General features: G+C 64.4%; 16 protein-coding genes and 1 pseudogene. 2 read left to right on the forward strand and 15 right to left on the reverse strand.

The annotated features are described in order from the left end of the window. Positions 1-199: 199 nt before the first annotated feature. The 11 genes and pseudogenes from AC1DQK_RS13105 to AC1DQK_RS13155 form a co-directional block, all read right to left on the reverse strand. Positions 200-601 (reverse strand): annotated as a pseudogene (locus AC1DQK_RS13105) (Ros/MucR family transcriptional regulator); the annotation flags it as partial. A 200-nt stretch (positions 602-801) separates the two neighbouring features. Continuing rightward, on the reverse strand, positions 802-1,206 hold the full coding sequence (cyoD, locus tag AC1DQK_RS13110) for a cytochrome o ubiquinol oxidase subunit IV (protein ID WP_477871148.1): 405 nt from the start codon (positions 1,204-1,206) through the stop codon (positions 802-804). Beyond that, positions 1,203-1,895 carry a cytochrome o ubiquinol oxidase subunit III gene (gene cyoC, locus AC1DQK_RS13115; protein ID WP_477871150.1) on the reverse strand — a complete coding sequence of 231 codons (693 nt, stop codon included), beginning with the start codon at positions 1,893-1,895 and terminating at the stop codon, positions 1,203-1,205. The genes cyoD and cyoC overlap by 4 nt, the downstream gene beginning before the upstream one ends. After that, positions 1,892-3,907 (reverse strand): cbb3-type cytochrome c oxidase subunit I, encoded by a 2,016-nt coding sequence (locus AC1DQK_RS13120; protein WP_477871151.1) that lies wholly within the window; start codon positions 3,905-3,907, stop codon positions 1,892-1,894. Before AC1DQK_RS13120 ends, cyoC begins: the two co-directional genes overlap by 4 nt. Continuing rightward, positions 3,904-4,800, reverse strand: a complete 897-nt coding sequence (gene cyoA, locus AC1DQK_RS13125) for a ubiquinol oxidase subunit II (protein WP_477871153.1) — start codon at positions 4,798-4,800, stop codon at positions 3,904-3,906. The genes AC1DQK_RS13120 and cyoA overlap by 4 nt, the downstream gene beginning before the upstream one ends. Positions 4,801-5,082: 282 nt before the next feature. Continuing rightward, positions 5,083-5,376, reverse strand: coding sequence for a formate dehydrogenase subunit delta (locus AC1DQK_RS13130; RefSeq protein WP_477871155.1), 294 nt, complete (start codon positions 5,374-5,376; stop codon positions 5,083-5,085). Then, positions 5,373-8,219 (reverse strand): formate dehydrogenase subunit alpha, encoded by a 2,847-nt coding sequence (gene fdhF / locus AC1DQK_RS13135; RefSeq protein WP_477871157.1) that lies wholly within the window; start codon positions 8,217-8,219, stop codon positions 5,373-5,375. The genes AC1DQK_RS13130 and fdhF overlap by 4 nt, the downstream gene beginning before the upstream one ends. 4 nt (positions 8,220-8,223) lie before the next feature. Next, positions 8,224-9,774, reverse strand: coding sequence for an NADH-ubiquinone oxidoreductase-F iron-sulfur binding region domain-containing protein (locus AC1DQK_RS13140; RefSeq protein WP_477871159.1), 1,551 nt, complete (start codon positions 9,772-9,774; stop codon positions 8,224-8,226). Continuing rightward, positions 9,771-10,250 (reverse strand): formate dehydrogenase subunit gamma, encoded by a 480-nt coding sequence (locus AC1DQK_RS13145; RefSeq protein WP_477871161.1) that lies wholly within the window; start codon positions 10,248-10,250, stop codon positions 9,771-9,773. Before AC1DQK_RS13145 ends, AC1DQK_RS13140 begins: the two co-directional genes overlap by 4 nt. A 69-nt stretch (positions 10,251-10,319) precedes the next feature. Continuing rightward, positions 10,320-11,219 carry a LysR family transcriptional regulator gene (locus AC1DQK_RS13150; protein ID WP_477871163.1) on the reverse strand — a complete coding sequence of 300 codons (900 nt, stop codon included), beginning with the start codon at positions 11,217-11,219 and terminating at the stop codon, positions 10,320-10,322. A gap of 112 nt (positions 11,220-11,331) precedes the next feature. Beyond that, positions 11,332-12,132, reverse strand: a complete 801-nt coding sequence (locus AC1DQK_RS13155) for a crotonase/enoyl-CoA hydratase family protein (protein WP_477871165.1) — start codon at positions 12,130-12,132, stop codon at positions 11,332-11,334. A gap of 163 nt (positions 12,133-12,295) precedes the next feature. Between AC1DQK_RS13155 and AC1DQK_RS13160 the strand changes: the two genes are divergently transcribed. Further along, positions 12,296-14,110: an ABCB family ABC transporter ATP-binding protein/permease gene (locus AC1DQK_RS13160; RefSeq protein ID WP_477871167.1), complete on the forward strand. Its 1,815-nt coding sequence runs from the start codon at positions 12,296-12,298 to the stop codon at positions 14,108-14,110. A gap of 531 nt (positions 14,111-14,641) precedes the next feature. On the opposite strand, the gene AC1DQK_RS13165 is transcribed toward AC1DQK_RS13160, so the two are convergent. The 4 genes from AC1DQK_RS13165 to AC1DQK_RS13180 form a co-directional block, all read right to left on the reverse strand. Then, on the reverse strand, positions 14,642-15,469 hold the full coding sequence (locus tag AC1DQK_RS13165) for a HamA C-terminal domain-containing protein (RefSeq protein ID WP_477871169.1): 828 nt from the start codon (positions 15,467-15,469) through the stop codon (positions 14,642-14,644). Positions 15,470-15,938: 469 nt separating this feature from the next. Then, on the reverse strand, positions 15,939-16,352 hold the full coding sequence (gene rnk, locus AC1DQK_RS13170; RefSeq protein ID WP_477871171.1) for a nucleoside diphosphate kinase regulator: 414 nt from the start codon (positions 16,350-16,352) through the stop codon (positions 15,939-15,941). Next, positions 16,349-16,588 (reverse strand): hypothetical protein, encoded by a 240-nt coding sequence (locus AC1DQK_RS13175; RefSeq protein WP_477871173.1) that lies wholly within the window; start codon positions 16,586-16,588, stop codon positions 16,349-16,351. The genes rnk and AC1DQK_RS13175 overlap by 4 nt, the downstream gene beginning before the upstream one ends. Before the next feature lie 64 nt (positions 16,589-16,652). Beyond that, the gene (locus AC1DQK_RS13180; protein WP_477871175.1) at positions 16,653-16,991 is read right to left on the reverse strand and encodes a hypothetical protein; all 339 of its coding nucleotides are present in this window, start codon (positions 16,989-16,991) and stop codon (positions 16,653-16,655) included. A gap of 376 nt (positions 16,992-17,367) precedes the next feature. On the opposite strand from AC1DQK_RS13180, the gene AC1DQK_RS13185 reads away from it, so the two are divergent. Further along, positions 17,368-18,438: an acyltransferase family protein gene (locus AC1DQK_RS13185; protein WP_477871177.1), complete on the forward strand. Its 1,071-nt coding sequence runs from the start codon at positions 17,368-17,370 to the stop codon at positions 18,436-18,438. Positions 18,439-18,544 lie beyond the last annotated feature (106 nt).

Raw genomic sequence — 18,544 nt, forward strand, 5'->3', positions numbered from 1 at the left:
TCGGTGCCGGCGCGGGCGCCGGTGCCGCTATGACTGCGGCCGCCTTTTTTCGTGCCGCCGCCGGTTTCACAGGGGCAGCCTTTGCAGCAGCGACAGCCTTTGCCGTGGCAGCCTTGGCAGGCGCAGCCTTTGCGACAGAGGCAGGCTTGGCCGCGGGGGCAGCCTTGGGCGCAGCCACGGTTTCCGGAACGGGTGCCGCTTTTCGTTTCTGGCCAAGACCGATCTTGAGTGCCAGTTCCTTACGCTGATTTGCGTAATTCGGTGCCACCATCGGGTAATCAGCCGGGAGATTCCACTTCGCCCGATACTCACCAGGTGTCATTTGATAATGGGTCATCAAATGACGCTTGAGCATCTTGAGCTTCTTGCCGTCTTCGAGGCAGACGATGTAGTCGGGCTTGACCGAAGCGCGAATAGACACCGCCGGCTCTTGCTTCACCTCAGGTTCGGGAACGGGCGCACCCAATCCGGACAAGGCGCCGTGAACGCTCTTTATAAGCGATGCCACATCGTTCGCTGCCACCGTGTTCGATGAAAGGTGAGCGGCCACGATCTCGGCGGTCAATTCAAGCAGGTTATCGTCAGACATCAAAAACTCCATTGGGAACGCCCGCCCTATAATGCGGTGCGCGGAAAAGCCAACTTCGACTGCACCTTTTCGCATCGAAAAATAGCGACCGCGTCGCCCGACCGATGAATTGCAGACACTCTACGCAAAGTTTTCCTACTACAAACAACTATATGTCGCCAGTCAATTTCGAGTTTGAGTTCGACGCCAATCGAAGCGACAGATCTCAGTCCCTATCGCTGCATCTGCATCATCTGCCTCATCGGCATCACGCGATGGTTGAGATGACCCATGATCCAGATCGACCCGCCCACCACCAGTACGACGACGAATAGCCCGAAGGCGAGCGCCAGGCTGTTGTTGGTGTGCTCTGGGCCGCTGGTGATGTGCAAGAAAAAAACCAGATGGACGCCAATCTGTGCCACCGCCAGAGCGATGAGCGCCGCGGGAATCGCCGGCTCCCAGACGATGTCATAGGCGGCTGTGGCGAAACTCGCCGCCGTCAACGCAACTGCTAGCGCCAGTCCGGCAACATAGATGCCCAGGCCATGCGCTTCGCTTGGCCCGCCAAGGCACTCGTCGCCCGGCGCAGCATCGTCATTGTTGTCGTCGAGGCCAGTGCCGGGAGGTTCTGTCACATGCCTGCTCCCAATAGATAGACGATCGTGAACAGCGCGACCCAGATGATGTCGAGCGCGTGCCAGAACAGATTGAAGCAGAGGAATCGCCGCATGATGCGCGGCCGGAATCCCTTGACCCAGATCTGCGCCATCATCGTAAGCAACCACAGTCCGCCCAAGGTTACGTGCAGGCCGTGACAGCCAACCAGCGCGAAGAAGGCCGAAAGGAAGGCGCTGCGGTCGGGGCCGGCACCCTGCATCATCATCTCGACGAACTCGATCAGCTCGAGAGTGACGAAGGCGAGGCCGAGCAGGCCGGTGACGAGCAGCCACAATTGGACCTGAAGCTGGTTGCGGCGCGTCGCGGCGACGAAGCTCAGGCCGCAGGTGAAGCTGCTCGCGAGCAGGCAGCCCGTCTGGATCGCCACTCGCTGTAGATCGAACAGGTCGCGCCCGCTGGGTCCGCCGGCGGTCGATCCGGCCAGCACCGCGTAGGCAGCGAAGAAGCCCGCGAACATGACGATGTCCGACAGCAGGAAGATCCAAAAACCAAAGCCGACGATGACGCGCTTGGGTGCAGGACCGCCCTCGCCATGGCCGCGCGCGCCGCCATCGCGATGAGCGTGCCGGTCATGGCCGATCCGGTACGGATCGCGCTGGCGATTCGCGGCCGAGATGCCGGAGGGCGTCGTCGCGGCACTGCTCACGCCGGCTTCCCCTGCGCGGCCAGCCATTCCGCATTGCGCGCCGCGCGGCGGGCGCGGTCGACGCGCGCGACCTCCTCGGCCGGCACCTCATATTTGTCATGGTCGCGCCACGCGAAGACGGCGAAGGTCGCATAGGCGCCGACGAAGCCAAGTGCGACCATCCACCATATGTGCCAGATCAGTGCAAAGCCCATGAAACTGGTGAAGAAGGCGGTGACGAAACCAGTAGAACTGTTGCGCGGCATCTCGATCGACTCGTAGTCGGGCTCGTCCGGGAGGCGCTGCTGGGCAATTGCTGCCTGCTTTATGCTCCAATAAGCCTCCTCACCATGCACGTCGTGCAATACCGGGAAGTTGAAGCTCGGCGGTGGCGACGGCGTCACCCATTCGAGGCTTCGTCCGTCCCATGGATCGCCGGTGACGTCGCGCAGCTGGTCGCGCATCCTGATGCTGACAACGAGTTGGACGATCTGCGACACCGCGCCGAGCGCGATGATGATCGTGCCCAATCCTGCCAACATCACCCACTTGTCCCACGCCGGATTGTCGATGTGCTGCAGTCTTCGCGTCATCCCCTCCAGACCCGCGGCATAAAGCGGCATGAAAGTAACGAAGAAACCGGTGATCGTCAGCCAGAATGCCGCTTTGCCCCAACCTTCGTGAAGACGGAAACCAAATGCCTTGGGGAACCAATATTCGTAGCCCGCAAAGGCGCCGAACAATACGCCACCGATGATGACATTGTGGAAATGCGCTACGAGGAACATCGAGTTGTGGAGCACGAAGTCGGCCGGCGGCACTGCTAGCAGCACACCGCTCATCCCGCCGATGACGAAGGTGACGACAAAACCCAGCGCCCACAGCATCGGCACCTGAAAGTGAACGCGGCCGCCATACATGGTAAAAATCCAGTTATACACCTTCACGCCGGTCCCGACTGCAATGATCGACGTTGCTATCCCAAAGAAACCATTGACGTCGGCGTCGGCGCCCATGGTGAAGAAATGATGCGCCCAGACAAAGAAGGAGACGATGCAGATGAACATCGTCGCCATCACCATCGAGCGATAGCCGAACAGCGGCTTGCGAGAAAAAGTCGAGAATATCTCGGAGAAGATGCCGAAGGCCGGCAGGACAAGGATGTAGACTTCGGGATGGCCCCAGGCCCAAATCAGGTTCACGAACATCATGGGGTTGCCGCCCGCCTCGTTCGTGAAGAAGTGGAAGCCGGCATAACGATCGAGCGTCAGCATCGCGAGCGTCGCGGTGAGGATGGGGAAAGCCGCGACGATCAGCAGGCTGGACGCCATGCTGGTCCAGCAGAACATCGACATGCGCATGTAGGACATGCCGGGAGCACGCATCTTCAGGATGGTGGTAACGAGGTTGATACCGGTAACGAGCGTCCCCACACCGGCTATTTGCAGCGCCCAGAGATAATAATCGACGCCGACACCCGGCGAATAGGCAAGCTCCGACAGGGGTGGATAAGGCAGCCAGCCGGTGCGCGCGAATTCGCCGACCACCAGGCTGATATTGACCAGTAAGGCGCCCGAAGCGGTCAGCCAGAAGCCGACCGAGTTGAGCGTCGGGAAGGCAACGTCGCGCACGCCCAGCTGGAGTGGCACGATATAGTTCATCAGCCCGATGATGAACGGCATCGCACCGAAGAAGATCATGATCGTGCCGTGTGCCGAAAAGATCTGATTATAATGTTCGGGCGGCAGGTAGCCGAGCGCCCCATGCGTCGCCAGCGACTGCTGCGATCGCATCATGATCGCGTCGGCAAACCCCCGCAACAACATCACCAGCGCGAGCAGGATATACATCACCCCGATGCGCTTATGGTCGATGCTGGTGATCCACTCGCGCCATAGATACGGCCACCAACCCCTTCGCCAAGCGTAGAACAGCACCGCGACAATGCCGCCGCCGGTCACCGAGGACGCCATCAGCGGGATGGGCTGGTCCAGCGGAACTGCGGACCAGTCGAGCTTCCCGAACCAGTTCATCCTACATCTCGCGGCGAAACATCATGGGGCATATCGGTGCGTCCGATGCCGGGACCCGGCGAAGGCGGGATCTTCTGCGTGGCGATCGCATCGAATAGCCCCGGCGCGACGGCGCGATAGGTGAAGGGCCGCCGCTCCACGCTGTGCCGCGCCAGCGCCGCATAGCTGCGCGCATCGAGCACAGGTCCCCGCGATCTCGTCCGGGCGACCCAGCCGACGAATCGATTGGCCGGGACAGCGCGGGTGACGAAATGCATGTCGGAGAAGCCATCGCCGCTATAGTGAGCGGACAGGCCATCATAGGTTCCGGGGCGGTCCGCTTGCAGGTGCAGCTGCGAGACCATGCCGTTCATCGCGTAGATCATGCTGCCGAGCTGCGGCACGAAGAAGGCGTTCATCACGCTGGCCGAGGTAAGCGAGAAGTGCACCGGCACGCCGGCGGGCACGACCAGCTCGTTGACACTGGCGACGCCCTGCGCGGGATAGATGAACAGCCATTTCCAGTCGAGCGAGACGACCTGCACCTCGATCGGCGTGTTGGCGGCAGGAAGCGGACGATAGGGATCGAGCTGATGGCTGCCGACCCAGATCACGCCCGCCAGGAACAGGATCACCAGGATGGGGATCGACCAAACGACGAGCTCGACACGGCCCGAATAAGCCCAGTCGGGCAGATAGCGTGCCTTCTTGTTGCCGGCCCTGAACCACCAGGCGAAGCCGAGCAGGGCAATGATCGTGGGGATCACGATGGCCAGCATGATCGCAAGACTGTTGAGCAGGATCGTCCGCTCAGCCGCGCCCACTGGTCCCTGCGGATCCATCACGCCGCCGCAGCCTGCCAGCGCGACCGGCGCGAGGATGGCCAGCAACTTCGCCCCGCCGCCAACAGTCATGGGCCGCCTCCATGCGGCGAACGCGGCCAGGCACGCCTTCGCGCCCGCCGGCGAATCGATGCCAAGCCGGTCATTCGGGTCATATTGCGCGACGCAACCGGATGGAGGCTGTAATAGACCTCGGCAGCATATCCGGCTTCCCATGTGACGGAGGCTGAAGCGGACAGCACCGCTGGCAACTCGGCGGTTAACGTCGGAGCAGCGAATCCGATCCCATGAAATATTTTACGCAGCGCCGCAGGAACGGTCGCGCGCTACTGCTGCCGGCTGAGCCGGAAGGGTTCAGCCGGCGTCGGAGCCGCCCGATTCGATGGCACCGGCGAAGCGTGTTGCGCGGGTCTGCGACGCAGGCTCGCGGCCGGCGCGCAACTGCGCCACCGCCGCCGCGGCGATCGGAGAGAGGCCCGCGTGCATATCTTCGCCCAACGCGAAGATATGCGCCTTCATGCGCGGATCCCAGAAGGCGAGGATATGATCTGCGGTGGCCGCCACCGCATTGTGATGCCCCAGCGCCTCGAAGTTGCGGGCGATCTGGTTGGCCATGTAGATCAGGCGACCATCGGCATCGCTTGTCATTCGGCCGCCTCGAGAGGTTCGATCCGCCGGCTGCGGCGGGCCTGTTCGGCGTAATGTTCCTGCCAGTCCGATGGACCATTGGAGAGGCCAACCTGGACAGCCGTCACCTTGTACTCGGGGCAATTTGTCGCCCAGTCCGAAAAGTCGGTGGTGATGACATTGGCCTGCGTCACCGGATGGTGGAAGGTGGTATAGACCACGCCCGGCGCGACCCGCTCGGTCACGGTGGCTCGCAATGTCGTCTCGCCGGCCCGGCTGCGCAGCGACACCCAGTCTCCGTCCTTGATCCCGCGGTTCTCGGCATCGGCCGGATGGATTTCGAGCAGATCCTCCGGATGCCACGCGACGTTGTCGGTCCGCCGGGTCTGCGCACCCACATTATAGTGGCTGAGGATGCGCCCGGTGGTCAGCAGCAGCGGAAAGCGCGGGCCGGTCTTCTCGTCGGTCGCCACATAATCCGTAACGACGAACTTCCCCTTGCCGCGCGCGAAACCGTCGATGTGCATCATCGGCGTGCCGGCGGGCGCCTTGTCATTGGCCGGCCACTGCATCGAACCATGTTCGTCGAGTGCGGCATAGCTGACGCCGGCGAAGCTGGGCGTCAGCCGGGCGATCTCGTCCATGATCTCCGACGGATGGGCATAGGTCCAGTCGAGCCCCATCGCCTGCGCGACCAGCTGGACCACCTCCCAGTCGCCATATCCGTTCGACGGCGCCATCACCTTGCGGACGCGCTGGATGCGGCGCTCGGCATTGGTGAAGGTCCCGTCCTTCTCGAGAAAGGTCGAGCCCGGCAGGAAGATGTGCGCGTAGTTCGCGGTTTCGTTGAGGAACAGGTCCTGCACGACGACGCATTCCATCGCCGCGAGCCCCGCCGCGACGTGGGTGGTGTTCGGATCGGACTGGAGGATATCCTCGCCCTGGACGAACAACCCCTTGAACGCGCCCTCGGTGGCTGCATCAAGCATGTTGGGAATGCGCAGCCCGGGCTCGGCATCGAGCGTGACGCCCCAGACCTCTTCGAACAACGCGCGCGTACCGCTGTCGGAGACATGCCGATAGCCGGAAAACTCATGGGGGAAGCTGCCCATGTCACAGGCGCCCTGGACGTTGTTCTGGCCGCGCAGCGGGTTCACGCCGGTTCCTTCGCGACCGATATTGCCGGTTGCCATGGCAAGATTGGCGATCGCCATCACCGTCGACGATCCCTGACTATGCTCGGTAACGCCGAGACCATAATAGATCGCGGCGTTGCCGCCGGTCGCGTAGAGCCGGGCCGCAGCGCGAAGCTCGGCGGCGGGTACGTTGGTCAACGGCTCGGTGGCCTCGGGTGAGCGGTGCGGCTCGGATACGAACGCCGCCCAGTCCTGATACTCGTCCCAGTCGCAGCGCGTGCGGATGAAGGCTTCGTCGGCCAGCCCTTCCTCGACGATGACATGCGCCATCGCTGTCAGCACGGCGACATTGGTGCCGGGCTTGAGCGGAAGGTGATGATCGGCTTCGACATGCGGCGTGCGGACCAGGTCTATGCGGCGCGGATCGATCACGATCAGCCGCGCCCCCTGGCGCAGCCGCCGCTTCATGCGGCTCGCGAACACCGGATGGCCGTCGGTTGGATTGGCACCGATCACCATCATGACGTCGGCATGCATCACGCTGTCGAAATCCTGCGTGCCCGCGGAGGTGCCGAAGGTCGTCTTCAGTCCATAGCCGGTCGGCGAGTGGCAGACACGTGCGCAGGTATCGACATTATTGTTGCCGAAGCCCTGGCGGATCAGCTTCTGGACGAGGAATGTTTCCTCGTTGGTGCAGCGGCTCGACGTAATTCCGCCAACCGACCGGACGCCATATTTCGCCTGGATGCGGCGAAACTCGGAGGCCGTGTAGGCGATCGCCTCGTCCCATTCGACCTCACGCCAGGGCTGGTCGATCGAGCTGCGGATCATAGGCTTCAGGATACGCTCGCGATGCTTGGCATAACCCCAGGCGAAGCGGCCCTTGACGCAGCTATGGCCGCGATTGGCCTTGCCGTCCTTCCACGGCACCATCCGCACCAGCTCCTCGCCGCGCATCTCGGCACGGAAGGTGCAGCCGACTCCGCAATAGGCACAGGTGGTGACCACTGCGCGGTCCGGCGTGCCAATCTCGATCACGCTCTTCTCGTTGAGCGCCGCGGTCGGACAAGCCTGCACGCAGGCACCGCAGCTCACGCATTCCGAGGAGAGGAAGTCCTGCTTCTGGCTCGCGGCGATCTGCGAGCCGAAACCGCGCCCGTCAACGGTCAGCGCGAGCGTCCCCTGCACCTCGTCGCAGGCGCGGACGCAGCGCGAACAGACGATGCACTTGGTGCTGTCGAACGTGAAATAAGGATTGGACTCATCCTTGGCGGCCGCGAGGTGGTTCTCGCCCTCATACCCATAGCGCACGTCACGCAGGCCGACCGCCCCCGCCATGTCCTGCAATTCGCAATCGCCATTGGCCGAACAGGTCAGGCAATCGAGCGGGTGATCGGAGATGTAGAGTTCCATCACCCCCTTGCGCAGCTCCTTGAGCCGTTCGCTCTGGGTGCGCACCACCATGCCGGGCATGACCGGCGTGGTGCAGGAGGCCGGATAGCCGGCACGGCCATCGATCTCGACCAGGCACAGCCGGCACGAGCCAAAGGATTCGAGCGTGTCGGTCGCGCAAAGCTTCGGGATCGAGGTGCCCATCAGCGCTGCGGCGCGCATGATCGAGGTGCCTTCCGGTACCTGGACCGGCTGGTCGTCGATCATCAGCGACACCATCGGGCCAGCGGCCGGTGCCGGACGTGTGCCCAGGTCGATTTCGCCAATCCACGCCATGGGCCTACTCCGCCGCCTGGGTCAGCGCCGGTGCGCCGCCGAAATCCTCGGGAAAATAATCGAGCGCACTCAGCACCGGATAGGGTGTAAAACCACCCAGCGCGCAGAGCGATCCGTATTTCATCGTGTCGCACAGTTCGCGCAGCACGACGATCTCCTGCTCTACCGTCCGGGCTCCCGGCTTGGCATTGCGCATCTGCGGCAGCGCCTCCACCGCGCCGCCATGCCGGCCGCCCGCGATGATGCGATCGATCGTCTCCACCCCGCGGGTCGATCCGATCCGGCAGGGCGTGCATTTTCCGCAGCTCTCGACCGCACAGAACTCCATGGCGAAGCGCGCCATGCCCGCCATGTCGACGCTGTCGTCGAACACGGTGATCCCGGCATGGCCGATCAGCCCGCCGGCCGCCGCAAAGGCCTCATAGTCAAACGGCAGGTGGAACATCGACGGCGGGAAATAGGCGCCCAGCGGGCCACCCACCTGAACCGCGCGCACAGGCCGCCCGGTCGCAGTGCCCCCGCCGATCTCGTCGACCAGCTCCCCCAGGGTGATGCCGAAACCGATCTCGAACAACCCGCCATGCCTGACGTTGCCCGCCAGCTGCACCGGCATTGTTCCCCGCGAGCGGCCGAAGCCAACCGCCGCATAGGCTTCCGGGCCATGGGCCAGGATGAAGGGAACCGCAGCCAGGCTGAGCACATTGTTGATCACGGTAGGCTGGCCGAACAGCCCCGATATCGCGGGCAGCGGCGGCTTGGCGCGAACCTGGCCGCGCTTGCCCTCGATCGAGTCGAGCAGCGCGGTCTCCTCGCCGCAGACATAGGCTCCCGCGCCAACACGAACCTCCAGCGTGAACGGCGCGACCTCAGCCTCCGAACGCAGGATCGCCTGCTGCATCGTCTTGATCGCATGGGGGTATTCGGAGCGAATATAGATATAGCCGTGGTCCGCGCCGACAGCCTGGGCAGCAATGGCCATGCCTTCGATCAGGCTATAGGGATCGCCTTCCATCAGCATGCGATCGGCGAAGGTGCCGCTGTCGCCCTCATCGGCATTGCACACGATGAACTTCTCATCGGCGCGGGCGTCGAGCACGGTCTGCCACTTGATCCCGGTCGGGAAACCAGCACCGCCGCGCCCGCGCAGACCCGACTGCTTGACCGCGTCGACTATGGCCTGGGGTTCCATCGCCCGCGCCGCCCCCAGCCCTTGCCAGCCGCCGGTCCGCGCGTAGGCGGCAAGATCGAGCGGATCGTTCAGGCCGCAGCGGGCAAAGGTGAAGCGCTGCTGTTTCGCGAAGAATGGCAGCGCCTCAACCGACCCCAGTCGGTTGGGATGGTCGCCTGCCAACACCGCCGCGACATCCTCGAGAGCGACCGGCCCATAGCCGATCCGGCCCTCTTCACTGTCGATCTCGACCAGCGGCTCGATAGCGAACAGGCCACGGCTGCCGGTACGGACCACCTCACAGCCCGCCGCGGAGAAAGCATCGGCCAGCGCGTCGGCGCCGAGCGCGACCGATGCCATATCCTTGCTGATATAGACCCGGGTCATGCCGCCACCCGCGCCGCGATCCGCTCGATCGCAGCCTGGCCGTCGATCCGCGCCATCGGCTCGCCATCGATCAGCACGTTGGGCCCAATCGCGCACAGGCCGAGGCAATAGACCGGCTCGAGCGTCACCTGTCCATCGGCGCGAGTTTCACCCATCGCGACGCCGAGCCGCTCTGCCAGCGCCTGCTCCGTTGCAGCCCCGCCACGCGCCTGGCAGCTTTCGGCCCGACAACATTTCACGACGTGCCGACCGGCCGGGACACGGCGGAAATCATGATAGAAGGTCACTACGCCGTGGACCTCGGCTCGGCTCAGGTTCAGCGCGGCCGCGACCGCGGCGACCGCAGCATCGTCGATCCATCCCAGCTCGCGCTGCAGGTCGTGCAGCAGCGGCAGCAAGGCGCCCCGCCTCGATCCCTGCGCCGCGGACAGCCGCGCGACGACGTCTTCGATAGCTTCCTGTTTCGCAATGATCATGCTGCAGCCTTGATACGACCGCAAGCATCGGTCAAATCACTAATTCGGATGATTGATAGATATAGTCTATCATGCCGCCATGCCGGGGATCCTGATGCGCCCGACCGCGGACAGTGCGACGCTGGCCAGTGGGCCGATCGGCGCGCGGTTGGGGATGATGAAGCCTATCCGGCTTGCCGGAATCGGCTCCTCGAACGGCAATATCTGCGCCCAGCTGAGGCCGGGCAGAAGCGCGAGATAGCTGTCGGGCACGATTGTCGCGAAACCGCCAGACTGGACCATTGCGAGCAGGGCGACATAGCTGTCAGCCGTCGCGCGGGGATTGAGCGCAAGCCCCCGCTCGGCGAGCCTCGCGTCCAGGATCCGCCGGTTCTGCATGCCCTGGTGCAACAGGCACAGGTCCGCCGTGGAAGCTTCTTGCCAGCCGACGCTGTCGCGGCCGGCGAAAGCTCCGCCGAGCCGGGAAAGGAAGATATAGCGTTCGGAATAGAGCGGCGCAGTGAGCATGTCGGCGGGTGGCTCATGGTCGAGATAGGTAAGCCCGGCATCGAGCTCGAAACCGCCCAGCGCCCGCTCGATCTCGCGCGACGTCATCGAGCGAACCGACAGAGTCAGCCCCGGATGCTGATCCAGCAGCGCGTGCGCGATATGGCCGACGGCCGGCATGGCCGCGGGAATCGCACCCAGCCTGAACTCGCCCTGGATCGGGCCGGTCATCGCCGCCATCGCATCCGCCATGCCGTCGAACACCGCGACCAGCTGCTGCGCCCATGGCAACATCGCCTGGCCCTCGGCGGACAATCCCATATAGCGTCGGTCACGCAGGACCAGGCGGTGTCCGAATTGCTCTTCCAGGGCGACGATGCCCGCCGACAGCGTCGGCTGGGTGACACCGCAGGCCTGGGCCGCGCGGGCGAAATGCTGCTCGCGCGCCAGCGTCGTGAAATATCGTAGCAAGCGCAGCTGCATGGCCGAAGATCATGACAAGATAGGCGTCATCTATCAAGGCCGCGGCAGTGGGATGAACCTGGATCCGGGGATAGAGCGCTCTTCCGGGAGCGCGCATCGGCCGCGCCTCCCGCTAGGCACCGGTGAAGTTCGGCTTGCGCTTCTCGTTGAACGCCGCGACCGCTTCACGCTGGTCGGCGGTGCTGTGCGCGAGCGCCTGGAAGCTCGCCGCCATCTCCAGATGCTCGGCAAGCCGACTGTCCCGCCCGTGCATCAGCAGTCTCTTGGTCATGCGGAGCGCGTGCTGCGGGTTGACCGCGATCCGCGCCGCCAAGGCCCGCGCTTCATCCATAAGATCCGCGTCCGCAACGACGCGGGAGACGAGGCCGCACTCCAGCGCTTCGCGGGCGCTGAGCCGATCGCCGGTAAAGGCCATCTCGGCAGCCTTGGAATGGCCGACAATCCTGGGCAGCAACCAGGCCCCGCCATCGCCTGGAACCAGCGCCAGCTTTACGAAGCTCTCGGCGAAGACCGCACTCTCGCCGGCGATGCGGATGTCGCACATGCACGCCAGATCGCAGCCGGCGCCGATCGCGGCCCCGTTGACCGCGGCGATGATCGGCACTTCGACAGCCTGGAAAGCCAGCGGTATGCGCTGGATTCCGCGCTTGTAAGCGGCGGGCGTATCCGCCGGCGCGCCGCCGCCCAGTCCGCCGGGCTGCCCGAGCTCCCGCAGGTTACCGCCAGAGCTGAACCCCTTCCCCGCCCCGGTCAGGATCGCGACACGGATCGAGAAATCCTCGTTGAGCCGGGCCAGCGCGCCCTCGATCGCCTCGACCATCGCGATGTCGGAGATGGGATTGTACAGCTCGGGGTTGTTGAGCGTGAGCGTGGCGATGCCGTCATCCACGTCGAAGCAAACCAGGTCGGGCAATTCAACTCTCCTCATGGTGACAGGCGCCGCCGACGATCCCGCCCGGCAGGATCGCCGCGCATGGGGCCGACGTCCATCCTGTCGGCAACAACGCCGCCGGGCAATGGCGGGCATGACGGGCCGATCTTCCCCTATCGGCCCGCCATCCCTATCTTGGCGGACCATGCCACCCGATCACGCCTCCGCCAGCAACGCCAACCCCGAGCATGGCCTCGCCACGCTCCGGCGCTTCCTGCCCTATCTCTGGCCCAAGGGGGAGCCGGCGCTGCGCGCCCGCGTGCTGATCGCGATGGTGCTGGTGCTGTCGTCGAAGGCGGTCGTGCTGCTGATGCCGTTCGCCTACAAGGCGGCGATCGACCGGATGGCGCCGGGGCTGGAGCCGGGCGTCGCGATCGCGGTCGCGCTGGTGGTCGCCTATGCCGGCGCGAGGTTCGGCGGGGTGCTGTTCGACAATCTGCGCAACGCGATCTTCGAGCTGGTCGGCCAGGATGCCGCCCGCCGGCTGTCGCTCGAAGTGTTCTGGCAGCTCCATCGCCTGTCGCTGCGCTTCCATCTCGAACGCCGCACCGGCGCGCTCACCAAGATCGTCGAGCGCGGCACCAAGAGCATCGACACGATGCTCTATTTCCTGCTGTTCAACATCGGCCCCACCCTGTTCGAGCTGACCGCCGTCTGCCTGATCTTCCTGGTGAAGTTCGGCCCGGGGCTGGTCGCGGCGACGGTGGTCGCGATCGCCGGCTATATCGCCTTCACCCGCAGGGTCACCGAATGGCGATCGAAGATGCGCCGCGAGATGGTCGAGCAAGACACCCGCGCCGCCGCGCGCGCGGTCGATGCGCTGCTCAACTATGAGACCGTCAAATATTTCAACGCCGAGAAGCGCGAGGCCGACAATTACGGCGTCGCCATCGCCGCCTATGCGAAGGCGGCCACCAAGAATGAAGGCTCGCTGGCGGCGCTCAACATCGGCCAGTCGCTGATCACCAACCTGATGATGGCGGGCGCGATGGGCTATAGCGTCTATGGCTGGAGCCGGGGCTGGTTCTCGCCCGGCGACGTGGTGTTCGTGAACACGATGCTGAGCCAGCTGTTCCGCCCGCTCGACATGCTCGGCATGGTCTATCGCGAGATCCGCCAGGGCCTGATCGACATGGAGGCGATCTTCCGGCTGATCGACACGCCGGCCGAAGTGGTCGACGCGCCCGACGCGGTGCCGCTGAAGATCGACGGCGGCATGGTCCGCTTCGAAAATGTCCATTTCGCCTATGATCCCGAGCGCGAGATATTGAAGGGCATCGACCTGGCGATCCGCCCCGGCGGCACGCTGGCGGTGGTCGGCCCTTCCGGCGCGGGCAAGTCGACGCTCGCGCGGATCCTCTACCGCTTCTACGACATCAGCAGCGGCCGGGTGACGATCGACGGCCAGGACATCGCCAAGGTGACGCAGGCCTCGCTGCGCCAGGCGATCGGCATCGTCCCGCAGGACACGGTGCTGTTCAACGACACGATCGGCTATAATATCGGCTATGGCCGCGACGGCGCCAGCCAGGCGGAGATCGAGGAAGCCGCCCGCGGCGCCGCGATCCACGACTTCATCCTGTCGCTGCCGCAGGGCTACAACACCCGCGTCGGCGAGCGCGGGCTCAAGCTGTCGGGCGGCGAGAAGCAGCGCGTGGCGATCGCCCGCACCCTGCTGAAGAACCCGCCGCTGCTGATCCTCGACGAGGCCACCAGTGCGCTCGACAGCCGCACCGAGGCCGACATCCAGACCACCCTGCGCGGCGTCGAGCAGGGCCGCACCACCATCGTCATCGCCCACCGCCTGTCGACCGTCGCGCACGCCGACGAGATATTGGTGCTGGAAGCCGGCCGCATCGTCGAGCGCGGCGGCCACGCCGAACTGCTGGCGCGCGACGGCCTCTATGCCGAGATGTGGATGCGCCAGGCGAGCGAAGCCGAGGAGCGCGAGGCGGCGTAGAGGCCGGGGGAAGCGCGGCCGATCGCGCTGCGCGCCGGGGGCGCTGTTTGCGGTGTTTGCGCTCGAATTCCCGGGTGCATGGGGTTGTCTGTGCGTTTTTTTATATTTTTTCTTCGGAGGGGTTCCGGCGGGGTGGTGGCGATAGTGCGCCGGACGTGAAAATGCGTCGAGGCGCTCCTCGTCCCACAGCCGCGCCAAGGACTGGCCCGTCCGGAGCACGGCCCTCGCAACAGCGAAGCGCCTCCGCGCGATTGGCGGTCTGCTGGTCATCTCGTTCATCGTCGAACGGTAGCGGGGGCGAGCCTACAATCATAGAACATAATGGGAACATGTAGCGTGAGGGGGGTTCTCCCCGATCGAGCCCGCGAGACAGCATCATTCCGCTTGTGACGGGGATCTGGGCGAATTTCGGCGTGCGTGAAGGCCTCCTTTTGGGCAAGTCCGGAACGGCCGGTTCCCGCCCACAACGCAGAGTTCGCTGCCGTTCGCTGGGCTCGGCACCTCCGGCTGGCGTCGGCCAGGGACGGTCATTTAACTCAGATGCCGCGAACGTCGGCTATGGGCTTTCAACTTTTCGAGTTCGGCCTTCGCCGCTTTAGCGATGTCTTCCGCTATGCCCTTCACACCGTCGGCTGGGTAGTAGGCCGCATCATATCCGATCAGAGCGATGCCGCAGTACCGGACGCGCTTGGACTGCTTTGAGTCCTTGTTGAAATATTGCCGGAGAGCCGCTGTGACGATTGGGTCGGACAGGTCGGCTTTGTCGCTCAGAAGGATAAGGTCCTTCTCCCGCTCTGCACCCTCGTGGTCGGGCTCGATCAGGAAGGGCGCGATCGATGCGAAGCACTCCTTGATGCCGTCACCGACGTCCTTGTAGACCTTGGACTCACCCCAAAAGAGCTTCAAAATTCCGTCGTCTGTGACGCCAGCGTAAACGCCATCTGCGCCATGATAATGCAGGCGGGTGTCCGTTTTCAGGTCCATTTTGCAGAGGATTTGCGGGAGCTTCAAAAAGCGCTCGGCCAGCAAAAACAGCAGCATCTCCCCGCCCTCGCCAGTGAGAGCAAGATCGGTGAAAGACCGCTTCGCTTCCTCGTGAAGCGCGGCCACCGCCTCGCCGCTGTTCCATTTCTCGTCCCGCGCCTTGGCGTCAGCCATTCTCGCGCGCGGGATGGCGTAATTGGTCACTGCGTGTCGCATAAACTCCGCGAGCCGATGCGGATCGACGCGGCCATTCGCGTCGACTGTCAGACAGTGACAGTGAATCTTTACTTGGTGTCCATCGAGAACGACATCGCGCTCGACGAGTTCAAGGTGAACTTCGAGAGCTTCCGGATTGCCGGTAAGCGCGGCATTCAAATTCTCAACAGTGATATTAGACAGGTCGTCCCCCCAACGTCGCGACCGGCATACGATCAGCTTCCATATTCTAGGATATTTGCCAACCCATGTCCCAGGGGTAATTATCATCCGGTTTGGACCGAACAGCGAGTTCAATGCACCCTATCTCAGAGCGTCAGAGGGAGTCTGCGCACGGCATTCCGGTCGAGCCTCGATATCAGCCGCCTCCGTCCCTGCAAAAACCGCAACCGGCCCAGGTTCTGTCTTACTCGAACTCTGGCCGGGCTAACGGTGAATGTCGGCTTCTGACAAAAGCTGCCGTTCGAAATGTCGCTCGCGAACGTCGGAAATGTCCCCCCTCCGGCCGATCGCCCGCGCCGCCGGTCGACCTGCAGGCGCGTGGCCATCCTGCGGTCGACTTCATCTTCATCCCTTCGGGCTTCGTGATCTGGCTCAACAATGGGCAGACGCCAACCGCTGATCGGGATCAGGCGGTTGTTGCCGCCTGATCCACTTTGACGATGGTCAGCTTGCGTTCGTTGCCGTCGCGATCCGGCCACAGGATCGACTGACCCTGGCTCAATCCGATAAGCCCCGCCCCGATCGGCGTAAGGATCGAAATCCGCCCATTGGTGATGTCCGCATCGCGGGGGAAGACGAGCTGCACGGCGCGGACGGTGTCGCTCGCCTCGTCCTCGAACTCGACGAACGCATTCATCGTTACGACGCCTGCGGGAAGCGCCTCCGCACTCGAAATCTGCGCCCGGGAAACCTCCTCAAGCAGCAATTGGCCGATGTGGGGCAGACGTTTGCCGACGCTGATCGCGAGGTCGCCGAGCGCGTCGGCTTCCTCGTCGATCATGTGGATGGGAGGCCGGGCCGTTGCGCGGACGTTCTTCATGGCCGTTGCTTTCTGCTGCGATCCGTCCGGGACGGCTCCTGCTTATCGGGCGTGTTTTTTACCTGCGACCGACCTTTCTCGTAGACTGCCCGGAGCAGCGCACGGGCGCGCGGGAAGAGGACGCGGTCGAGCGGGCGCAAGACATGCTCCGAGGCAAAGAAGCGGAAGCCGCCTTTGCAGCGCACCGCAAGGCCGACGACGCGGCCGTCCATCTCGACGACGAAACTGGATGACATGGGAATCTCCATGAGAAGCGCGCGGCCGGACCACTGCGCCCGACCGCGGGCCGAAGAGGACCGATCAGGCGGCTGCGGCCTGCAATGTCGTCCAATAGCGATCGACGCATCGCGCCAGGGACGCGTCGGATATGTCCGGTCCCAGCACATCCCTTAGGATCGCGGTCAGACCGTCTCCGAAGCGGCCCGCGTGGCGCCGGACCTCGCGATAATCGAGCCTCGGCGGCTCACCTTTCAAGCCATCCAACAGGGCCTCGAAGAGCCGGTGAGATGCGAATTTGTCCTCGTCGGTCGCAGCGCCCTGATGGGTGCCGGCGAGATGTTGGGCCATCACGGCTTCGATGGTTTCACGGCGGTTTATCAGGACAGCCATTATGTCCTGCGACAGCATATTGCGGTGCATGCATTTTCTCCTGGCAGCACATCGCCCTCGATCGGCGGGCCGATCGGAACGATTGATCATCGGAAATTAGGAGACTGCCTCGGGCGCCCGTGCGCGTGGTTAGCGGCTGCGGAGCCCCGAGGGGCGCAGGCGCGTCATGAGGCTACCCCCATGAGCCGAAAAGCGGAGAAAGGCATTTCGGAAAACCATATCAGGGATATAGGCCAGCATCGCGGGGAAACAAGGCGCGGCGGGGCGCTGACTGGATGACCGGGACCGGCCGCCCAACAACCACGGCTTTCACGCCAACCCCTTCACCCGCGACGCCATCTGTGGTGAAAGCGGACAGGGACCCCAGCCACCTCTGGGGTGGCGCGTGTTGGGGTCAGGGGGCGGCTTGCAGGTCCGGGATGAACTTCGTCCGCTGACGTCGGCGCGCGGGATCGCGGCGTGGTATGTCGTGCTCTATCATATCCGGGACAGTGCGGCCGGGCGGCTGCCCGCGCCGCTGGTCGACGTGCTGGCGCGGGGCTATCTGGCGGTCGACTTCTTCTTCATCCTGTCGGGCTTCGTGATCTGGCTCAACTATGGGCGGATGCTGCGCGAGCATCGCTGGCGGGCGGTGCCGCATTTCCTGTGGCGGCGGATCGCGCGGATCTATCCGCTCCACCTGCTGATCCTGCTGGCGGCGGTCGGCCTGGCGCTGCTGTGCCTCGGCACCGGGCGCGGCATGCCGCTCGGTTTCGCCTGGGAGACGCTGCCCTTCCACCTGCTGCTGCAGCAGAATTGGGGGCTGATCGACGGGCTGGGCTGGAACGTCCCCGCCTGGTCGATCAGCTGCGAGCTCGGCGCCTATCTGCTGTTTCCGCTGCTGGTGCTGCGCATCGACTGGCGGCGGCTGCCGGGCGGCGCGCTGCTGGCGATCCTCGGCCTGCTGATGCTGGCGCTGTTCGGCCTGTTCCACGCCTCGGGCAAGGCGCTGCTCGGCAACGACATCCCCGATCTCGGCCTGCCCCGCTGCCTGCTCGAATTCGCGATGGGAACGATCGTGGCGGCGCTGTGGCTGCGCTGGCGGGAGGCGCCGCGGCGGCCGCGGCTGGTCGCCGCGCTCTGTGTGATCGGCGGGCTGCTGGGCTTCGCCGCCGGGGCGCCCGAGCCGCTCGCCCTGCCCTTCGTCTTCGTCAGCCTGCTGCTGCTGCTCGCGCTCGGCGCGGACGGCCCCAACCCGCTTAGGGGCCGGGTGGTCCACTGGCTGGGCGAGATCAGCTACGCGACCTACCTCGCCCATGCGCTGCTGTTCCTGCTGTTCAAGATGGCGTTCGTCCGCGATCCCAACGACGTGCCGCTGCCGCTGCTCGGCCTGTTCCTGCTGCTGGTGCTCGGGGTTTCGGCGATGCTCTATCATGGCTTCGAGCTGCCGGCGCAGCGGTGGATGAACCGGCGGGGGCCGAGGCGGCCGGTTTCCTAGAGGCTGTTTTGGTTTACGCTGAGCAAGATACCGCTCATCCTGAGGAGCTACTGAGCTTGGCGAAGTGGCGTCTCGAAGGACGTCCTTCGATGCGGGCTTCGCCAAG

This window comes from Rhizorhabdus sp. P4_G5, assembly GCF_056401065.1.